This is a genomic window from Corallococcus sp. CA054B (genome assembly GCF_003611625.1).
In the GTDB taxonomy this organism is placed as follows: Bacteria; Myxococcota; Myxococcia; order Myxococcales; family Myxococcaceae; genus Corallococcus; species Corallococcus coralloides.
In genome coordinates, this window is record NZ_RAVY01000021.1 from 15,788 (window position 1) to 35,592 (window position 19,805).

General features: G+C 69.5%; 17 protein-coding genes. 11 read left to right on the forward strand and 6 right to left on the reverse strand.

Features of this window, described 5'->3' with window-relative positions:
• The first annotated feature begins 51 nt into the window (after positions 1 to 51).
• Together D7V80_RS07940 and D7V80_RS07945 are read left to right on the forward strand one after the other, a co-directional pair.
• Entirely contained in the window at positions 52 to 639 is a 588-nt protein-coding gene (locus tag D7V80_RS07940) for a TetR family transcriptional regulator (RefSeq protein WP_120587578.1), read from the forward strand.
• Positions 640 to 664: 25 nt separating this feature from the next.
• Positions 665 to 1,165: a hypothetical protein gene (locus D7V80_RS07945; protein ID WP_120587579.1), complete on the forward strand. Its 501-nt coding sequence runs from the start codon at positions 665 to 667 to the stop codon at positions 1,163 to 1,165.
• On the opposite strand, the gene D7V80_RS42635 is transcribed toward D7V80_RS07945, so the two are convergent.
• The 3 genes from D7V80_RS42635 to D7V80_RS07955 all read right to left on the reverse strand — a co-directional run bounded on the left by D7V80_RS42635 (position 1,152) and on the right by D7V80_RS07955 (position 3,493).
• A complete protein-coding gene (locus D7V80_RS42635) occupies positions 1,152 to 1,403 on the reverse strand; it encodes a hypothetical protein (RefSeq protein ID WP_233585206.1) in 252 nt (83 codons plus the stop codon). The two genes, D7V80_RS07945 and D7V80_RS42635, sit on opposite strands and share 14 nt — an antisense overlap.
• On the reverse strand, positions 1,363 to 1,971 hold the full coding sequence (locus D7V80_RS07950; RefSeq protein WP_233585207.1) for a glycosyl hydrolase: 609 nt from the start codon (positions 1,969 to 1,971) through the stop codon (positions 1,363 to 1,365). The genes D7V80_RS42635 and D7V80_RS07950 overlap by 41 nt, the downstream gene beginning before the upstream one ends.
• 559 nt (positions 1,972 to 2,530) lie before the next feature.
• On the reverse strand, positions 2,531 to 3,493 hold the full coding sequence (locus tag D7V80_RS07955) for an AraC family transcriptional regulator (RefSeq protein WP_233585208.1): 963 nt from the start codon (positions 3,491 to 3,493) through the stop codon (positions 2,531 to 2,533).
• Between the two features lie 118 nt (positions 3,494 to 3,611).
• Between D7V80_RS07955 and D7V80_RS07960 the strand changes: the two genes are divergently transcribed.
• Positions 3,612 to 4,043, forward strand: a complete 432-nt coding sequence (locus D7V80_RS07960; RefSeq protein WP_120587581.1) for a nuclear transport factor 2 family protein — start codon at positions 3,612 to 3,614, stop codon at positions 4,041 to 4,043.
• Positions 4,040 to 4,888 carry an NmrA family NAD(P)-binding protein gene (locus D7V80_RS07965; protein ID WP_120587582.1) on the forward strand — a complete coding sequence of 283 codons (849 nt, stop codon included), beginning with the start codon at positions 4,040 to 4,042 and terminating at the stop codon, positions 4,886 to 4,888. The genes D7V80_RS07960 and D7V80_RS07965 overlap by 4 nt, the downstream gene beginning before the upstream one ends.
• A gap of 60 nt (positions 4,889 to 4,948) precedes the next feature.
• Here the strand turns inward: D7V80_RS07965 and D7V80_RS07970 are convergent, their stop codons facing one another.
• Positions 4,949 to 5,302 carry a hypothetical protein gene (locus tag D7V80_RS07970; protein ID WP_014399466.1) on the reverse strand — a complete coding sequence of 118 codons (354 nt, stop codon included), beginning with the start codon at positions 5,300 to 5,302 and terminating at the stop codon, positions 4,949 to 4,951.
• Positions 5,303 to 5,871: 569 nt separating this feature from the next.
• Between D7V80_RS07970 and D7V80_RS07975 the strand changes: the two genes are divergently transcribed.
• The 5 genes from D7V80_RS07975 (at position 5,872) to D7V80_RS07995 (ending at position 15,849) form a co-directional block, all read left to right on the forward strand.
• Complete coding sequence (locus D7V80_RS07975; RefSeq protein WP_147447014.1) at positions 5,872 to 7,170, forward strand: agmatine deiminase family protein; 1,299 nt, start codon at positions 5,872 to 5,874, stop codon at positions 7,168 to 7,170.
• A gap of 86 nt (positions 7,171 to 7,256) precedes the next feature.
• On the forward strand, positions 7,257 to 9,140 hold the full coding sequence (locus tag D7V80_RS07980; RefSeq protein WP_120587584.1) for a methylmalonyl-CoA mutase family protein: 1,884 nt from the start codon (positions 7,257 to 7,259) through the stop codon (positions 9,138 to 9,140).
• Positions 9,140 to 11,326, forward strand: a complete 2,187-nt coding sequence (gene scpA / locus D7V80_RS07985) for a methylmalonyl-CoA mutase (protein ID WP_120587585.1) — start codon at positions 9,140 to 9,142, stop codon at positions 11,324 to 11,326. Before D7V80_RS07980 ends, scpA begins: the two co-directional genes overlap by 1 nt.
• Positions 11,323 to 12,294, forward strand: a complete 972-nt coding sequence (gene meaB, locus D7V80_RS07990) for a methylmalonyl Co-A mutase-associated GTPase MeaB (protein WP_120587586.1) — start codon at positions 11,323 to 11,325, stop codon at positions 12,292 to 12,294. Before scpA ends, meaB begins: the two co-directional genes overlap by 4 nt.
• An 87-nt stretch (positions 12,295 to 12,381) precedes the next feature.
• Positions 12,382 to 15,849: a methylmalonyl-CoA mutase family protein gene (locus tag D7V80_RS07995; protein WP_120587587.1), complete on the forward strand. Its 3,468-nt coding sequence runs from the start codon at positions 12,382 to 12,384 to the stop codon at positions 15,847 to 15,849.
• A gap of 51 nt (positions 15,850 to 15,900) precedes the next feature.
• Here D7V80_RS07995 and D7V80_RS08000 read toward each other — a convergent pair whose 3' ends face one another.
• Positions 15,901 to 17,037 (reverse strand): hypothetical protein, encoded by a 1,137-nt coding sequence (locus D7V80_RS08000; protein ID WP_120587588.1) that lies wholly within the window; start codon positions 17,035 to 17,037, stop codon positions 15,901 to 15,903.
• Between the two features lie 98 nt (positions 17,038 to 17,135).
• On the reverse strand, positions 17,136 to 17,876 hold the full coding sequence (locus tag D7V80_RS08005; protein ID WP_120587589.1) for an SDR family oxidoreductase: 741 nt from the start codon (positions 17,874 to 17,876) through the stop codon (positions 17,136 to 17,138).
• A gap of 156 nt (positions 17,877 to 18,032) precedes the next feature.
• Between D7V80_RS08005 and D7V80_RS08010 the strand changes: the two genes are divergently transcribed.
• Entirely contained in the window at positions 18,033 to 18,956 is a 924-nt protein-coding gene (locus D7V80_RS08010; RefSeq protein ID WP_014399475.1) for an AraC family transcriptional regulator, read from the forward strand.
• Between the two features lie 96 nt (positions 18,957 to 19,052).
• Positions 19,053 to 19,805, forward strand: a complete 753-nt coding sequence (locus tag D7V80_RS41705; protein WP_158616575.1) for a ferritin-like domain-containing protein — start codon at positions 19,053 to 19,055, stop codon at positions 19,803 to 19,805.

Consider the following 19,805-nt stretch of genomic DNA (forward strand, 5'->3'; position numbering starts at 1 on the left):
GCCCTCCTGACAGGGTGCAACCCGGAATGGGCTGGGGCATGGTGGGTGGGCATGGCTGGAGACGCGCAGAAGACCCGGCAGCGCTTGTTGGAGGCGGCCGCGGCGGAGTTCTCGGAGAAGGGCATCGCGGGCGCGCGCGTGGACCGCATCGCGGCGGCGGCCGGCTGCAACAAGGCGCTCATCTATTCGTACTTCGGCAGCAAGGAGCAGCTGTTCGACGCGGTCTTCGAAGCGCACGTGGCGGAGGTGGCGCGCGAGACGCCCATCGACGCGGCGGACCTGCCCGCCTACGCGGGGCGGCTGTTCGACGGCTTCCAGGCCCGGCCGCAGGTGCTGCGCCTGGCCACCTGGTACGAGCTGGAGCACGGCCCCACCGTGGACATCCCGGAGCCGGTCGCGCGCAACAACCAGCACAAGGCGGCCGCCATCGCCAAGGCACAGAAGGAGGGGCTGGTGTCGAAGCACTTCGCGGCGGACGAGCTGCTGGCGCTGGTGCTGGCGCTGTCCAAGGCGTGGGCCTTCCCATTGTCCTACTGCGCCACGGCCACCCCGCCCACGCCCGCGGAGCTCCGCCGGCGGCGCCGCTCCGTCGTAGAGGCGGTCCGGCTGCTGGTGACGCCCGTCAGTTCCGCGCAGTGAGCCTCGTCAGGGCGCAGGCTTGAGCATGAACTTCCGCCTTCCCTCGAACGCTGGCTACGACACCCTGGAGGGCGCCATCCTGCGCCCGGTCCGCATCAACGGAGAGCAGTGCCTGCTCCTCGAGCTGCGCACGACAGGGACCGACTTCGCCCGTGACGCCTCCCCCGCCGGAAAGGTGGTCGAGGATTATGCGTTCCGACTCCCGCAGGTGGTCGTGCTGCGGGACCGCATGGAGGACCTGCTGGACCATCTGCACCGCTGGCAGGACACCCAGGAGGACTTCGGCGTGGACCTGGAGCCGGAGGGACATAACGCCACCTGCACCATGGAGGTCGGGATGCGCGACGACATGAACTGCGGCCCGTACAAGCCGGCCTTCACTCTGTACTACTCCAGCGTGAAGACCCGCGCTGAAGTCACCTTCGTGGTCGACCCCTCGTGCCTGCTGGAGTGGACGGAGACGATGGAGCGAGCCCTGGAGCAGGCATCGCCTGCAAGGTCCCGTCCCCCCATCAGTTCGCGGTGAACGTCGTGTCGTTGCGGTACAGCAGCGTCTGCGACCAGTCCGCCGAGTAGACGAGCGTGTCCACGCGGTAGGTGCCCGCGCTCAGCGACGTGGGGATGACGAACGCGGACGTGTACCCGCGCGTCTGCCCCGCCGTGAACGCCTGGTTGGTGTACGCCGTGGACGTCGCCAGCGCGGAGCCGGTCGCGTTGCGGATCTCATACTTCACCACCAGCGTGCGCGCGGTGGAGGACGTCACGGTGCCCGTCACGTTGAAGGACTGGCCACGCGTCACCGTCGCCGGGCTCACCGTCGCCACCGAACTGCGCGTTCCACACCGACTGCCACCGCGTGAGCGCGCATGAGCCCGTGCAGCCCGCCGGAATCGGATAGGCGCCGTTCCAGCCCTGGTCGTACATGTCCAGGCCGATGTAGTCGACGTACGCGTCGCCCGGATACGTGGCGCTCAGGTCCGCGGCGGAGATGTCGTAGTTCGGGTTCCAGTCGAACTCGAAGCCCGCGTTCGGCTGCTGCGTGCGCATGGCCGTCACGATGCGGCGGAAGCACGCGGCGAAGTTCGCCTGCTGGCCGTTGCCGGAGTACCAGGGCATCCAGCTGCCGCTGAACTCCCGACCCAGCCGGATGATGGTGCCCTGGAGTTCATAGGCCACCAGGTTGGACGCCAGGTTCTTGAAGCGCGGGTCATACGCCCCCGCCGCGCACGACGCGAGCGTGCCCTGCCCGCTGGGGAACATCGCCACCGAGTAGTTGAAGCGCCGCCCTGGCTTCCCGTCAGCGCATCCGCCGAAGCAGTCATTCCGGCGCATAGCGTGGACACCACGGCCAGGGAGGAGGTGACGGAGAAGAACAAGCGATGGAGCCGCGGATGCATGGGGGGGATACTCCTGGAGGGGGAAGTGCGACCTTTCAGAGTATACGTGCTTTACAGCTAGCAACTCCTGACAGGTGAAGAGGCCCGGCTCCCAACCCAACCAGACTCCACTCTCCGCCAGGGGCTGTCAGGACACCATCCCAGACGCAATGCTGACGTGCTGACACATTGCACGGAATATTGAGCTTAATCGCAAATCAGTGCTACCCTCGCAATGACTCTCAACCTGGAGGACATATGCGCGGAATTGTTTCAGCGTTGATGTTGGGTCTGCTCGTTGGCTGTGGTGGCGCCATGGAGCCCGCGACCGTGGATGACACGGCAAACCAGCCGGCGGCCGACGTCACCTCCTCGGCATTGCTTGAGTGCGAGGTGTTGGATGGCATGTCCTGTCCGTCCGCTGGGGCCAACCCGCGTACGTGTATTCGCCCCGGGGGCGTGGGCCATGCCTTCTGCTATTGCGACGGCGAAGGGTACGATTACTGGCGCTGCTATTACTGACGCCCAGCTCCGTGGCTCGCGCTGAAGTCTGACGCGCGAGCCACGCTGTCCACGGGCGCACGCCGATAGGCGCCGGGCCCCACGCCCCAGCGGCGCTTGAAGGCCTTGCTGAAGGCAGGCCCGCTTTCATAGCCAGCCCGCTCCGCGATGGTGTCCAGGCTGTCGGTGGACTCACGCAGCCAGCGCGCGGCGCGGATCATCCTCCAGTTGGACAGGTAGTGCAGCGGCGTCTCCCCGACCAGCGCGTGGAAGCGCGCGGCGAACCCGGAGCGCGACACGCCCACGGCCCGAGCCAGCTGCTCCAACGTCCACGGGGTGCCGGGCTGCTCGTGCATCAACGCGAGCGCGTTTCCGACCGCGGGATCCGCCAATGCCTTCCATCCCGCCTGGCCCCCTCCCCCGAGCGCCGTCTGGGCCCGCAGCGCGTGGACGAGCAGCACGTCCGCCAGCCGGCCCAGCACCAGCGCGCTGCCCGGCCCCGGAAGGGCGGTCTCCGCGGTGATGAGCTGCACGCTCGCGGCGAGCGAGGGCGTCCCCTGCCCCTCCTGCGTGGACAGGCGGATGATGGAGGGGAAGGCCCGCAGCAGCGGATGCGTGGGGTCCGCGCCGAACTGGAAGCAGCCGGTGATGAGCGTGGTGAGCGGCCCGGTTCCACCCAGCCGTGTGGCGGGCGGGCGGAGCATCTGCGACGGGACGAAGTCGCTGGCGGCAGGGGCGCGGCGGCCGCCGTCATCCAGCACGTGCGCGGGCGCCCGGGGCAGCAGCACCACGTCTCCGGCGGACAGGAACACCGGCTTCGCCGTGCCCTCCACCTGGAGGCGCAGGCTTCCGCGCGCCACCACGTAGAAGGACGCGTTGGCCTTGCGGGGCATGCGCACCGCCCAGGGCGCGCCCAGCTCGAAGCGGCCGAAGAGCAGCGTCTTGAACCGCAGCGTCTCCAGCACGTCGGAGACCACGTCGGTCCTTCCGTCCGGGGGCATTGGACTCGAAGACAGTTCTTTTGGACGCAGTGACATGGAGCGTCCATAACGAACGGCCTATTCCTGGTCCATCACCTCTTGCTGGAGGCCGCACATGGACCGCACTTCCCTTGACCTGGTCCGGCTGATGGACGCGCACCTCGCGCTCATCGCCACGGACGTCGAGCGCTGGCTGGCGCTCTTCGCGGACGACGCCGTCGTCGAGTTCCCCTACGCCCCCTCGCTCGGCAGTCCGTCGCGGCTGGAGGGCATCAAGGCCATCCGCGCCTACTTCGCGCCCATCATCACGCACTTCCAGGGGCTCACCTTCACGAACGTCCAGCGGTACCCGGGCGTGGATTCAACGACGGGTTGGATGGAGGTCCACGGCACGGCGACGCTGCAGCCCGGGAACATCCCCTACGAACAGGACTACGTGATGCGGGTGCAGGCGCGCGACGGCCGCATCGTGCACTACCGCGAGTACTGGAACCCGCTGGCCGCGCCCCGCGGCACCTTCGAGTCCTTCACCCGGGAGCAGGCATGACGCGCGTCCTCGTCATCGGAGCCGCCGGCAACACGGGGCGTCCCATCGCGCAAGGGCTCACGGCGGAGGGCTTCACGGTGCGCACCGCCACGCGCGACACACGGCCGCCCATCACCGCCGCCGAGCACGTGCGCTTCGACTGGGCGGATCCGTCCACGCACGATGCCGCGTTCGAAGGCGTGGACCGGATGTACGCCCTGGCACCCGCGCTGGTGGAGGACCCGTCCGTCCTCATGCTCTCCGTCCTGAAGCGCGCGCTGGCGGGCGGCGTGCGGCGGGTCGTCCTGCTCTCCGCGTCCGCCGTGCCGGAGGAGGGCCCGGGGCTGGGACAGGTGCACCACTTCCTGCGCACGCACGCGCCAGAGTGGGCCGTGCTCCAGCCGTCATGGTTCATGCAGAACTTCATCAGCCCCGGCCACCACCATGCGGTCAGCCTTCAGCGCGACGGCGCACTGGTGACGGCGACCGGCCAGGGACAGGTGGGCTTCGTGGACGCGGGGGACATCGCGGCGGTGGGCGTCCGGGCGCTGGCGGATGCCGCGTCCCATGACACCGCGCACGTCATCACCGGGCCCCAGGCGCTGAGCTATGACGACCTCGCGGCCATCCTGTCCCGGGTGTCGGGCCGCTCCATCCGGCACGTGCACGCGACGCCGGAGGAGGCACAGCGGCACCTTCAGGCCTCCGGCATGCCGGAGATCTACGCGCGCTTCCTCACGCTGCTCGACACGTCCATCCGGGACGGCGCGGAGGACCGCGTGACGGACACCGTGCTCCGGGTCACCGGCCGGGCCCCTCGCGACTTTGAATCCTTCGTCCGGGCCCACCCGAACGTCTGGCGTTGAAGCCGCGAGCCCCTGGGGAAACACGCCACCGCCCGGACGGCGGGCGGCGGCGCGGACGGCTCAGGTGCAGTACTTCGGATAGCTGGTGTTCGGCAGGCAGACCATCACCTGACCACCGTTGCAGCCGCACCAGTTGGACGTGCAGTGCGAGTCATTGCTGCACGCCGTCCAGTTGGCGCACTGCTTCGGATACGCCGAACTCGGCAGACACACGCGGGTCGTGCCCCCGTTGCAGCCACAGCGATTGGACTGGCAGTCCATGTCCCCGCTGCACGACGCCCAGTTGGGCTGCAGCTGCGACTCCACGCTGCCCACTTCCACTTCAGACGTCGTCTCCTCCGACGGCACGTCCATGCCGCCGCACGCCAGCAGCGGCAACACCAACAAGGCCAGGAACAGGCTTTGACGCTTCATCACATCGCCTCCATGCAGGGGTGACGTCCCAGCTCGCTCGGAAATGCGACTGCCGGGACGCCTGATCCCTACCGAGAGTGAAATTTCACGTCAAAGTCACTTAATTGCATTTAATTGCATCAACCGGAGAAAATTCCACCGACGGATGCTGGGTTTATTGACCTGGCATTGGCCACATCACCCTCTGGACCTATTGCCATTGAAAGGGATGACAGAGGCGGCGCCCAGGAAGTACGTGGGCGCCACCAGGAGCCGCCTGTCTCGCTGGAAAGCCGTTGGACCCCGTCCAGCATGAGCTGACTTTCGAGGCCCGGCTCGCGTGATGGGGACTTCGTCTCGGGCCTCACGGCCCGCGAATCTACCGCCCCCCCTGCCCCCCTCCGCCAACACCGGCCCTCCGGAACGCATCCGGTGCCCGGCCATATCGGTCCACGGTGAATTGCTTGCGCATAGGAAGTATTTCTCGCCGTGAGGACCGGACCGGGCGTTTCCCACCGGAATCATTTCGCGAGGAGCCCCCGGACCCATCCAGGGTCGCGGGCCGCGCTCCTCGCGGACCGGGCCGGAACGTGACGAGGCGACTGCACTGGATGTTCTTCGCGGCGTGGAGCATCGGCTGTGGACAGGTTGTGGAAGAGGCGGCGCCCCAGGCCCCAAGCAACCGCTATGAACAACAGCAGGCCCTGCGCGCCAGCCTGGAAGCGACGACGCCTTCCCGGTCCTATCAATGGGAGTGCCTCCCGCAGCGCTACGGCTTCACCCCGTCTCCCGATGGCGTGCGCTTCCCAGCGGAGTCCGAGTCCGACGGCGGACTGCTCCTCGCCTTTCGTGGCCCGGAGTGCGGTCCTCCCGAGCAGACGGCGCTGGCGCTCACCGCGGCAGGGCACATCCCCGTGCACGTGCTCGCGGCCGCGTCGCTCCACCCGACGGTGCGCGACTGCCTGACCCAGGCGGGCGCGACCGAGGAGCAACAACGGGGCATCGACCTGGTGGACGTGGAGGTCGAGGACGTCTGGGTCCGCGACTTCGGTCCGGACGTCGTGGCCGGGCCGCGAGGGGAGCGCAGGTTCGTGGACATGGTCTACTTCCCCATGGCCGTCCGTCAGTGCTCCACCCTCGAAGTGGACCATCTCGACCGCGTGCCGGACGACCTGGCCCGCCTCTGGAGCGTCCCCGTGGACCGGCCCGCCCTGGTGCTGTCCGGAGGCAACCTGCTGACGGACGGCGCCGGCCGCTGCTTCCGCGCCCGGGACGCCACCAACCGTCAGAACTGCTTCGCGGGCTGGTGCTACAGCGAGGCGGAGACGGACGCGGTCATCGGCCGCAGCCATGGCTGTGACGTCGTCACCCTGGAGTCGATGCAGGGCAACGTCATCGACCACATCGACATGTGGATGACGGTGCTGTCCCCCAAGACCGTGCTCGTGGGCCGCTACGACGTACGCGACGACGCCCTCAACGCCGCCATCCTGGACCGCAACGCTCGGCGGCTCGCGGACCTGGGCTACGACGTCGTGCGCATCCCCATGCCCACCCCCTACTGCCAGGACGAAGGCAGCAGCTGTAGGGGAACGCCCGAGCGCGTCCGCGAGTGTGATGGCACCAACACGCGCGTCTGGGCCACGTACCTCAACTCCATCCGCCTGGGGGACGTGATGGCCGTGCCCGTGTACCGCTGGGTCCCACCCTCCCAGGCCTGGCGGCACCACGGCCAGGAGCGGGAGGCCCTGGCCACCTACCAGTGGGCGCTGGACCGCGAGTTCGGGGCGGGCGCGGTGAAGGTCGTGCCCATCCCCTCGGACACCCTCATCCCCTGTCAGGGCTCCCTGCACTGCATCACGAAGACGTTCCCGAAGTCGTCCCAGTGACGCATGGAGACTGCCGGGCACACCCGGGGGCGGGCGGGGCCACCAAGGCATTGCCCCGGGTAGGGCAATGCGCCTATGGGAGGGGCATGGCTGACGTGCCTCTTACCGCAGCGGACTTCCCGCCCCCTTCTGTCGAGGAGTGGCGCCGGCTGGTGGACAAGGACCTCAAGGGCAAGCCCTTCACGGTGCTCCAGTCGCCCCTGGAGGGCGGCCTGTCCCTCCAGCCCCTCTACACGCCCCAGGACGCCCCGGCGCCCTCGGAGCCGCCCGGCGTCGCACCCTACGTGCGAGGCACCCAGCCCCTGGGCCACACCGAGGGCGGATGGCTCCTGTGCCAGGAGTACGCGGGCCCGGACGTGGCCGCGACCGCCGACGCGCTCCGCGATGACCTGGAGCGCGGCACGCAGGGCGTGTGGCTGCTGCTGGACGCGCCCCACGGCCTGGACGTGAAGGACGAGGCCACGCTGGCGCGGCTGCTTCAGCACGTGCCGCTGGAGCGCACGCCGGTACACCTGGAGCCGACCGCGGACGTGCTGCGGCCCGCGTCCCTGCTGCTGGAGGTGCTGGCGAAGAAGGCCGGCGCCGCGAAGCAGGCCCTGCGCGGCAGCCTGGGCATCGACCCCATCGCGGCGCTCGCGCGTCACGGCGCCGCGAAGGTGGACGTGGCCCGCACGCTGACGGAGGCGGCGCCCCTCATCACGTCGCTGCTCAAGGACGCGCCGGGCCTGCGCTCGCTGCTCGTGTCGTCGCGCCCCTGGGCGGACGCGGGCGCCACGTCCGTGCATGAGCTGGCCTGGAGCATCGCCACCGGCGTGGAGTACCTGCGCGAGTTGGAGCGCGCGGGCGTGTCGCCGGGCGAGGCCGCTCGGTCCATGCAGTTCGCCCTGTCCGTGGGCGGCCAGTTCTTCCCGGAGATCGCGAAGCTGCGCGCGGCGCGGCTGCTCTGGTCCAAGGTCGTCGCCGCTTCGGGCGGCGCGCCGGAGTCGCAGGCCATGGCGCTGCACGCGCGCACGGCCAGCGCCACCAAGACGCGGCGCGACCCGTGGGTGAACATCCTGCGCGGCACCGCGGAGTCCTTCGCCGCCGTCGTGGCGGGCGCGGACAGCGTGAGCACCTCGCCCTTCGACGAGCCCCTGGGCACGCCCGACGAACAGAGCCGGCGCCTCGCGCGCAACACGCAGCTCATCCTGCGCGACGAGTCCAGCCTCAACCGCGTCGCGGACCCCGCGGGCGGCAGCTACTACCTGGAGCAGCTCACCGGCGAGTTCGCCCGCGCGGCCTGGACGGAGCTCCAGCGCATCGAAGCGCTGGGCGGCATCTCCCGCGCCATCGCGCAGGGCGACGTGGCCCGCGTCCTCACGGAGACGCGCGCCGCGCGCGACAAGGCCGTGCGCACGCGCAAGCTCCCCATCGTGGGCGTCAGCGAGTTCCCCCACCTCCACGAGGCCCCCGTGCAGCGCGAGGCCCGTCCGGCGGCACCCGCTCGGGCCGAGGGCGCCATCACCCCGCCCCAGCCCGTGCGCGTGGCGGAGGCCTTCGAGTCCCTGCGCGACGCGAGCGACCGCTACCACGCGGCGCACGGCGTCCGGCCTCGTGCCTTCATGGCCAACCTGGGCACCGTGGCGGAGCACACCGCGCGCTCCACGTGGATCGCCAACGTGCTCGCCGTGGGCGGCATCGAGCCCCACGAGCACCACGGCTTCGCGGACGCGAACGCCGCCGCGGAGCTGTTCGCGAAGGCGGGCACGACGCTCGCCGTCATCTCCGGTCCGGATTCCCTCTACCCGGAGGCGGTGCCCGCCTACGTCGCGGCCCTCAAGGCGAAGGGCGCCCGCACGGTCGCCGTCGCGGGCCGTCCCGGTGACCACGAGGCCGCCTTCCGCGCGGCCGGCGTGGACCTCTTCCTCTACGCGGGAGCGGACCTGTTCCAGCTCCTGAAGACGCTGCACACGCACCTGGGAGTGGCCTGATGCGCCCCACCGTTCCGGACTTCTCCCGCGTCGCCTTCGACGCCCCCGAAACCCAGACGCCCGCGTCCGCGCTGGAAGCGCAGCGCGCGAAGGCGAGCCAGGCCACGGCCGCCGCCGAACGCTGGGACACGCCCGAGGGCATCCCCGTCAAGCCGCTCTACACCCGCGAGGACCTGGAGGGCGTGGCGCACCTGGGCTCGCTGCCGGGCCTGCCGCCCTTCGTGCGCGGCCCCTACTCCACCATGTACGTGCAGCAGCCGTGGACGGTGCGCCAGTACGCCGGCTTCTCCACGGCGGAGGCGTCCAACGCCTTCTACCGCCGCAACCTCGCGGCCGGTCAGAAGGGCCTGTCCATCGCGTTCGACCTGGCCACGCACCGGGGCTACGACAGCGACCACCCGCGCGTCGCGGGTGACGTGGGCATGGCGGGCGTCGCCATCGACTCCATCAAGGACATGCGCATCCTGTTCGACCGCATCCCGCTCGACCAGATGAGCGTGTCGATGACGATGAACGGCGCCGTCCTCCCCGTGCTCGCGCTCTACGTGGTCGCGGCCGAGGAACAGGGCGTGAAGCCCGAGCAGCTCAGCGGGACCATCCAGAACGACATCCTCAAGGAGTTCATGGTCCGCAACACGTACATCTATCCGCCCGGTCCCTCGATGCGCATCATCGGGGACATCTTCAAGTTCACGGCGGAGCGGATGCCGCGCTTCAACAGCATCAGCATCAGCGGCTACCACATGCAGGAGGCCGGCGCGACGCAGGACCTGGAGCTGGGCTACACGCTCGCGGATGGCGTGGAGTACGTGCGGGCGGGCCTCGCCGCCGGCCTGGGCGTGGACGCGTTCGCCCCGCGCCTGTCGTTCTTCTGGGCCATCGGGATGAACTTCTTCATGGAGGTGGCCAAGATGCGCGCGGCCCGCCTCCTCTGGGCCCGCCTCATCAAGGGCTTCAACCCCAAGAGCGACAAGAGCCTGGCGCTGCGCACCCACTGCCAGACGTCCGGCTGGAGCCTCACCGCGCAGGACGTCTACAACAACGTCGTGCGCACCTGCGTGGAGGCCATGGCCGCGACGCAGGGCCACACCCAGAGCCTGCACACCAACTCGCTGGACGAAGCCATCGCGCTGCCCACCGACTTCAGCGCGCGCATCGCCCGCAACACGCAGCTGTACCTCCAGCTGGAGAGCGGCACCACGCGCGTCATCGACCCGTGGGGCGGCAGCTACTACGTGGAGCGCCTCACCCACGAGCTGGCCCAGAAGGCCTGGGGCCACATCCAGGAGGTGGAGGCGCTGGGCGGCATGACCAAGGCCATTGAAGCCGGCCTGCCCAAGCTGCGCATCGAAGAGGCCGCCGCGCGCACGCAGGCGCGCATCGACTCCGGACGCCAGGCCATCATCGGCGTCAACAAGTACCCGCCGGAGCGCCCGGACAACATTGAAATCCTCAAGGTGGACAACTCGGCCGTGCGCGAGGCGCAGATTGCCCGCCTGCGGGAGCTGCGCGCGGAGCGCAACGCGGAGGAGGTCCGCCGCCGCCTGGACGCGCTCACCGAAGCGGGCCGCCGCAACGAGGGCAACCTGCTGGCGCTGGCCATCGACGCGGCGCGGGCGAAGGCCACCGTGGGCGAAATCAGCGACGCCCTGGAGAAGGTTTTTGGGCGCTACGAGGCCACCGTGCGCGGGGTGACGGGCGTGTACTCAGCGGAAGCAGGACAGGCGCAGGGCATCTCCGAGGCGCGGGCGAAGGCGGATGACTTCCTGGCGCGCTTCGGCCGCCGGCCGCGCATCCTCATCGCGAAGATGGGCCAGGACGGCCATGACCGCGGGCAGAAGGTCATCGCCACCGCGTTCGCGGACCTGGGCTTCGACGTGGACATTGGCCCGCTGTTCCAGACGCCGGAGGAGTCCGCGCGCCAGGCCGTGGAGAACGACGTGCACGTGGTGGGCGCGTCGTCGCTGGCCGCGGGCCACCTCACGCTGGTGCCGCAGCTCAAGCACGCGCTCAAGGCCCTGGGCCGCGAGGACATCATGGTCGTGGTGGGCGGCGTCATCCCGCCTCAGGACTACGACGCGCTCCGCGCCGCGGGCGCCGCCGCCATCTTCGGCCCGGGCACCGTCATCGCGAAGGCCGCCATCGAGCTGCTCGACAAGCTGGCCGCCGAGCAGGAGGCGGCGTGAAGCTGCTGCCCGCGGACACCTACGTGGACGGCGTGCGCGCGGGCGACAGGGCGGTGCTCGCGCGCGCCATCACCCTGGTGGAGAGCGAGCACCCGAAGCACGCCGGGCTCGCGCAGGAGGTCCTCACGCGGCTGTTGCCCCACACCGGCAGGAGCCGCCGCGTGGGCATCAGCGGCGTGCCGGGCGTGGGCAAGAGCACCTTCATCGACGCGCTGGGCATGCACCTGGTGGGCAGCGGCCACAAGGTGGCGGTGCTCGCCATCGACCCGTCCAGCAGCATCACGGGCGGCAGCATCCTGGGCGACAAGACGCGCATGTACCGGCTGGCGCGCGAACAGGCCGCGTACATCCGCCCCAGCCCCTCCAGCGGCACGCTGGGCGGCGTGGCGCGCAAGACGCGGGAGACGCTGCTGCTCTGCGAGGCCGCGGGCTTCGACGTGGTGCTGGTGGAGACGGTGGGCGTGGGCCAGTCCGAGACGGTGGTCGCGGACCTGGTGGACTTCTACCTGGTGCTGATGCTCGCGGGCGCCGGTGACGAACTGCAGGGCATCAAGCGCGGCATCCTGGAAGTCGCGGACATGGTGGCCATCAACAAGGCGGACGGCGACAACCTGCCGCGCGCCACGCGGGCCCGCGCGGAGTACCGCGCCGCCCTGCACCTGATGCGCCCCGGCGCGGAGCCGGTGGTCACCACGTGCAGCGCCATGGAGGGCACCGGCATCGACACGCTGTGGGCCTCCGTGGTGGACGTCCTCGCGAAGCGCGAGGCCTCCGGCGACCTTTCCCACCGGCGCACCCAGCAGCAGGTGGGCTGGATGTGGGCCATGGTGAACGACGGCCTGCGAGCAGCCCTGCGGGCGCACCCCGAGGTGGCCGCCCTGGTGCCCGCCCTGGAGCAGGCCGTACGCGAAGGACGCGCGACGCCTACCTCCGCCGCACTGCGTGTGCTGGGAGCATTCCTGCCCTAATCGCAGGCGTGACAAGCCGCGTCGTCCAACGGCCAACGCCTGTCTCAATCGCTTGCCGGGCCTGCACCGCACTCCTAGTGTACGCCCGTGCGACACCCCCAACCGACCACCGCTCCCCAGCCGTACCGGCCCCAGCACCACGTCCGCATCGTCACGGCCGCCAGCCTCTTTGACGGACACGACGCGGCCATCAACGTGATGCGCCGCCTGATGCAGTCCTCCGGCGCGGAGATCATCCACCTGGGCCACAACCGGTCCGTGGCGGAGATCGTCGACTGCGCCATCCAGGAAGACGCCCAGGGCATCGCCCTCACGTCCTACCAGGGCGGCCACGTCGAGTACTTCAAGTACATGATTGACCTGCTGCGCGAGCGCGGCGCGAACATCAAGGTGTTCGGCGGCGGCGGCGGCACCATCCTCCCCACCGAAATCGACGAGCTGCACAAGTACGGCGTCGCGCGCATCTATTCCCCGGACGACGGCCGCGCCATGGGCCTGCAGGGGATGATCGACGACCTCATCTCCCAATGTGACTTCGAGAAGCGCCCGTCCGACTTCAAGGGCCTGCTCAAGGAACCGCTGCCCCGCGAGCCGGAGCGCATCGCGTCGCTCATCACCATCGCGGAGAACTTCGCGGACGCCGGAGAAGAGCTGCGCGCCGCGCTGAAGACCGCCGTCGCGGACGCCCCCCGGGTGCCCGTGCTGGGCATCACCGGCACGGGCGGCGCCGGCAAGTCCAGCCTGGTGGACGAGCTGGTGCGCCGCTTCCTGGCGGACTTCCCGGACAAGACGCTGGCGGTGCTCTCCGTGGACCCGTCCAAGCGCAAGTCCGGCGGCGCGCTCCTGGGCGACCGCATCCGCATGAACGCCATCGACAACCCGCGCGTCTACATGCGCTCGATGGCCACCCGCCAGAGCAACCTGGCCCTGTCCCGGCACGTCGCCCACTCGATTGAGGTCTGCAAGGCGGCGGGCTTCGACCTCATCGTGGTGGAGACCTCCGGCATCGGTCAGTCGGACACGGAAATCACCGAGCACTCGGACGTGGCGCTCTACGTGATGACGGCCGAGTACGGCGCGGCGACGCAGCTCGAGAAGATCGACATGCTCGACTTCGCGGACGTCATCGCCATCAACAAGTTCGACAAGCGCGGGTCGCTGGACGCGCTGCGCGACGTGAAGAAGCAGTGGAAGCGCAACCACAACGCCTTCACCCTGGCTGATGACTCGGTGCCCGTGTACGGGACCATCGCGTCGCAGTTCAACGACCCGGGCATGAACACGCTGTACCGGGCCATCATCGACGCGCTGGTGAAGAAGACGGGCGCGAAGCTGGACAGCCGGTTCTCCCTCACGCCCGGCATGAGCGAGAAGAAGTGGATCATCCCCCCGGACCGCACGCGCTACCTGGCCGAGATTGTCGAAGCCTGCGAGGGCTACGACGGCTTCGCGCGCGCCCAGGCCGCCATCGCCCGGCGCATGTACCAGTTGCACGGCACCATCCAGGCCCTGCGCCAGAACGTGGGGAAGAAGAAGCTGGAAATCGTCGAGCCGAAGAGCGCGGACGACGTGGTGCAGGTGACGGAGCGCGTGGAGGGCGAGCCCGCGTACCTGGGTGACCTGGTGGCGCTGTACCAGGACCTGGAGAGCCGCCTGCACGCGGACTGCCGGCGCCTGCTGGCCGAGTGGCCCGCGACGAAGAAGCGCTACGCCGCGTCCAAGTACCAGTTCCAGGTGCGCGACAAGGTCATCGAGCTGGACCTCATCTCGGAGACGCTGTCGCACCTGCGCGTGCCCAAGATTGCCCTGCCCAAGTATGAGGACTGGGGCGACATCCTGACGTGGCTGCTGCGGGAGAACGCGCCGGGCGCCTTCCCGTTCACGGCGGGCGTCTTCCCGCTCAAGCGCGAGGGCGAGGACCCCGCGCGCATGTTCGCGGGCGAGGGCGGCCCGGAGCGCACCAACAAGCGCTTCCACTACGTGTCGCGCGGCCTGCCGGCGAAGCGCCTGTCCACGGCGTTCGACTCGGTGACGCTGTACGGCGAGGACCCGGACCACCGGCCGGACATCTACGGCAAGGTGGGCAACTCGGGCGTGTCCATCGCGAACGTGGACGACGCGAAGAAGCTCTACTCCGGCTTCGACCTGGCGGACCCGTCCACGTCCGTGTCCATGACCATCAACGGCCCGGCGCCCATGCTGCTGGGCTTCTTCCTCAACGCCGCGGTGGATCAGCAGTGCGAGAAGTGGATCCGCGCCAACGGCAAGGTGGAGGAGGTCGAGAAGAAGATCGAAGCGCTCTACCAGGAGCGCGGCCTGCCGCGTCCGCGCTACCAGGGCGAATTGCCCCAGGGCAACGACGGGCTGGGCCTGCTCTTGCTGGGCGTGTCGGGTGACGAAGTCCTGCCGGCGGACGTCTACGCGAAGATCCGCGCGTCCACGCTCCAGGCGGTGCGCGGCACGGTGCAGGCGGACATCCTCAAGGAGGACCAGGCGCAGAACACCTGCATCTTCTCCACGGAGTTCGCCCTGCGCGTGATGGGCGACATCCAGCAGTACTTCATCGACCAGAAGGTGCGGAACTTCTACTCGGTGTCCATCTCCGGGTACCACATCGCGGAGGCCGGGGCGAACCCCATCTCCCAGCTGGCCTTCACGCTGGCCAACGGCTTCACCTTCGTCGAGTACTACCTGTCGCGAGGGATGCACATCGACGACTTCGCGCCCAACCTGTCGTTCTTCTTCTCCAACGGCATGGACCCGGAATACGCGGTGCTGGGGCGCGTGGCCCGCCGCATCTGGGCCAAGGCCATCCGGGACAAGTACGGCGGCAACGACCGGTCGCAGAAGCTGAAGTATCACATCCAGACGTCCGGCCGGTCCCTGCACGCGCAGGAGATTGCCTTCAACGACATCCGCACCACGCTGCAGGCGTTGCTGGCGCTCAACGACAACTGCAATTCGTTGCACACGAACGCCTACGACGAGGCCATCACCACGCCCACGGAGGAGAGCGTGCGGCGCGCGCTGGCCATCCAGCTGGTCATCAACAAGGAGTTCGGCCTGTCGAAGAACGAGAACCCCAACCAGGGCTCGTTCATCATCGAGGAGCTGACGGACCTGGTGGAGGCGGCGGTGCTCAACGAGTTCCGCGCCATCTCCGAGCGCGGCGGCGTGCTGGGCGCGATGGAGCGCATGTACCAGCGCTCCAAGATTCAGGAGGAGTCGCTCTACTACGAGACGCTCAAGCACGACGGGACGCTGCCCATCATCGGGGTGAACACCTTCCTGGATCCGAAGGGCTCCCCCACGGTGACGCCGCCGGAGGTCATCCGCGCGACGAAGGAGGAGAAGGACTACGCCATCACCGCGCGTGACGCCTTCTGGAAGCGCAACGCGAAGACGGCGCCCGCGGCCCTGGAGGCGGTGCGCCGCGCGGCCCTGGACAACGGCAACGTGTTCGGCGCGCTGATGGACGCCTGCAAGGTCTGCACGCTGGGCCAGCTGTCCCGCGCGCTGTACGAGGTGGGCGGCCAGTACCGGCGCAACATGTGATGCAAACGCCGCGGTCCCGGGCAGGTGTCCCGGGACCGCGGCGTGGGTCCATCAGGGCCCGGTCGTGCCCAGGTCTTCAATCTGGAGGGTGTAGTTCCCCTCCACCCAACGCACCGGCACGGCGAAGCTGCTGTGCACGCTCACGAAGTGCGTTGCCTGCGACGCCTTGAAGGTGGTCCTCGTGTGGTCCCCCGGCGAGCCGGTGAGCTCGCCGCCCGGTACGGCATTGCGCACCTCGCAGCTCTTCCCTCCGCCGATGGTGCACGACACCTGGTAGGAATGACCGGCCACGACGCCCAGGGCGAAGACATCCGTGTCCCCGAGCATTTCGAACTTCGCCTGGACGGACGCAGTGCCTGCCGCGAGCACGGTGGCGGTCGCCAGGGTGTCCCCGTGGTCCTCCGCGCCCTTGTCGCTCAAGACGCAGGTGTACGGTTGGGTCGTGGTGTTGTCCTGCTGGTCCTTGATGGATGCGTAGAACATGCCCCCGGGAGATTTGAAGGCCGTAGCGGCCTGGGTCTCCTCGAAGGTGGTGTTGTCCGTGGCGCCGTAGCGCTGCCCGCGAGCGTTGATGATGGAGAGCTCCCAGTAGGGCGTGGGGAAGGTGCAATCGAGCGCGTAGACGTTGCCCACCACGGTCTGGAAGGAGAGCAGATCCCGTTCTCCCCAGTGCTCACCGCGACCCACCAGAACCTGCGCCGAAGGCGTCCAGGGCGTCGCCGTGGCGACCAGGTCGCCATGGTCGTCCGGGCCCATGTCCACGAGGCGGAAGATGAAGGGCGCCACGGGGGCCTCGGAGTATTCGGAGTACCACCGGACCTCCACCGTGTAGACGGAGCCCCCTGCAAGCCCGGACCAGTGCCACGGATAGGGGATGTCGCTGACGCGCCGGCTCGGGTAGCCGTAGTCGAGCGACGCCCCTGCGCCATCCCGCATCTCCAGGATGTAGCCATCACTGCCGGGCTCGACGACGAAGTCGTAGTGGTGCCCGGCCTGGGCCACGAAGGCGAACCGGCGCGGCGTCTCCACGCCCTCCCAGGGATGGGAGTGGACCTCCGTCTCGGACGGCGTCACCAGGGTGTGGCCTTCCGGGATGACGGGCGGCGGCTGTTCCGTCGAACCCGCGTCGGGCGTCGGGTCGCCCTTGGAATCACAGGCGCTCAGCGTGAGCAGACAGGCGCCGAGCATGAAGACAGACAAAGAGCGTCTCAAGACAGGCATGGAATGGGCTCCCCCTCAGGAGGACGCCCACCCTATGCGATGACTGACGCCCCGCCAATCCATTCTCAATACGGACTCGACGTGGGGCGGATGATGATCTCACTCACGTCCACGTCCGCGGGCTGGCTGATGGCGTAGCGGATGGCGCGGGCGATGGCGTCCGCCGGGATGGCGTCCTTGCGGAACTCGCGCATGTACTCGCGCGACGCCGGGTCGCTGATGCTCTCCGCCAGCTCCGACTGGGTGACTCCCGGCGAAATCACCGTCACCCGGATGTCCGCGCCCACCTCCTGGCGCAGCCCTTCGGAGATGGCCATCACCGCGAACTTCGTGGCGCAGTACACCGCCGCCGTCGGGCTCACCGCGTGCCCGCCAATGGAAGACAGGTTGATGAACTGCCCCGACTTCTGGCGCTTCATCACCGGCAGCCCCGCGGCGATGCCGTGCAGCACGCCCCGGATGTTCACGTCGATCATCCGGTTCCACTCGTCCACCTTCAGCTCCTCCAGCTTGGACAGCGGCATCACCCCGGCGTTGTTGATGAGCACGTCCAGCCGCCCGAGCTCCTTCAGCGTGAAGTCCACGAAGCCCTCCACGTCCTCGCGCTTCGTCACGTCCAGCGGCCGGTAGCGCACCTCGCCGCCCTTCGTCCTCAATTCGCCCGTCAGCGCCTCCAGCCGGTCCGTCCGGCGCGCCCCCATCACCACCTTCGCCCCCTGGCTGGCGAGCAGGCGGGCCGTCGCCTCGCCAATGCCGCTGCTCGCGCCCGTGATGGCCACCACCTTGCCCTGGATGTCCGTCGTCATCGCGTTCGTCCTCGCTCTTGGGCCCGGCACGGGAAGCGCGCCGGGGATGACTGCACCCTCTCAAGGAGCGTGGGGATGGCGGTATCCGGATGCTCGCGGACTCTTGCCCATTCCTGCACGAGCGCCCATCCCCAGCAGGAGTTAGAACGAACGCGCATGCCGACCGACCTGAGCCCGCACCTGTCCGAGCTGGCGACCCTCCTGGAGCGCCACACGCCCGCGGACGGCATCCATGCCACCGCCATCCCCCGCATGGTGCTCATCCGCGCCTCCCAGCCCTCCACGCCCCTGCACGCGCTGCAAGAGCCGGCGCTGTGCATCGTGGCGCGGGGCCGCAAGCAGGTGCTCCTGGGCGACGAGCTGTATGTCTATGGCCCGGACCAGTGCCTCGTCGCGTCCGTGGACCTGCCCGTCACGGGGCAGGTGGTGGAGGCCTCGCCCGACGCGCCCTACCTCTGCTTCCGGTTGGACCTGGAGCCGGGGCAGCTGGGCAGCCTGATGATGGAGGCGGCGCTGGAGGCTCCCGGCCCCACGGACATGGTCCGGGGCCTGGCGCTCGGGCCCGTGGGGGCGCCGCTGCTGGATGCGACGGCGCGGCTGGTGCGGCTTCTGGACACGCCGCGCGACATCCCCGTGCTCGCGCCGCTCGTCATCCGCGAAATCCTCTACCGCCTGCTGTCCGGGGAGAACTCCGAACGGCTGCGGCGCATCGCCGTGGCGGACAGCCGCCGCGAGTCCGTCACCCGCGCCATCCACTGGCTCAAGGAGCACTACGCCGCGCCGCTGCGCATCGAGCGGCTGGCGCGCGCCGTCCACATGAGCCCGTCCGCGCTCCACCACCACTTCAAGTCCGTCACCGCGATGAGCCCGCTGCAGTACCAGAAGCAGCTGCGGCTCCAGGAGGCCCGCCGCCTGATGCTGGCCCAGGCCATGGACGCGGCCATGGCCGGCCACTCCGTGGGCTACGAGAGCCCGTCCCAGTTCAGCCGCGAGTACAGCAGGATGTTCGGTGCACCACCTTCGCGTGACATCGCGAGGCTGCGGGAGTCGCTCGCCTCCGCTCCGGCCGCGGCGCGCTAGTCCCCAGGGACGATGGCAGACCCGGCACGTCGTTTCCACGTTGTGCCCCCTTCCGGGGCCATCGCCCCGGAAGGCATCCCTGGTGGGAGGGGCGCGATGTCATCTGGAGAAGGCGGAGACTGGGGACTGAAGCACGTGGCGGCACAGCTCACCGCCGAGGAGCTGGAGCAGGTGGCCCGCGAGGAGCCGCTCCGGGACTCCGCCCTGCCCCCCTCGGGTAGCGCCGTGCGGTTCCTGCGGGTGCACCTCATGCGCATCGCGGGGCACCTGGGCGAGCTGCACCTGCCGGACTTCCAGGAGATGGTGGGCCACGCGCTCCAGGCCGTGGAGGGCCCCGCGCCCCTGCTCTTCATCGCCCAGCTGCGGGAGCGGCTCGCCTTCGAGCGGACCAGCTCACGGCTCTACGCGGGCCTGCTGGTGAAGACGCATGCCCTGGGCAGCTACCCGGGAGGCCCCACGCCGGAGAGGCTGGTGGAGCTGCACAACCAGGAATTGGACCACCTGAACCTCATCCGCGAGTGCATCTACCAGCTCGGCGTGGACGCGCCCCAGCTGACGGCGCACGGGGACAGCGCGGATCCACGCCCGCATGGGCTGCTGCGGGCCGTGGACGACCCGTGCGCCACGCTCCCGGACGCGCTGCGCGCGGTCCTCATCTCCGAAATCCTCAACAACGCGGGCTGGGCGATGCTCGTGGACCTGGCCCAGGAGCTGGGACCGCCCGACCTGGCGGGCGCCTTCCGCGAGGTCCTTCGCGAGGAGACGCTCCACCTGGAAGAGGTCACCACCTGGGTCGCCAACCTGCCGGACGGCATGCGCTTCACCGACGCGCGGGCCTCCGCCAGCTGA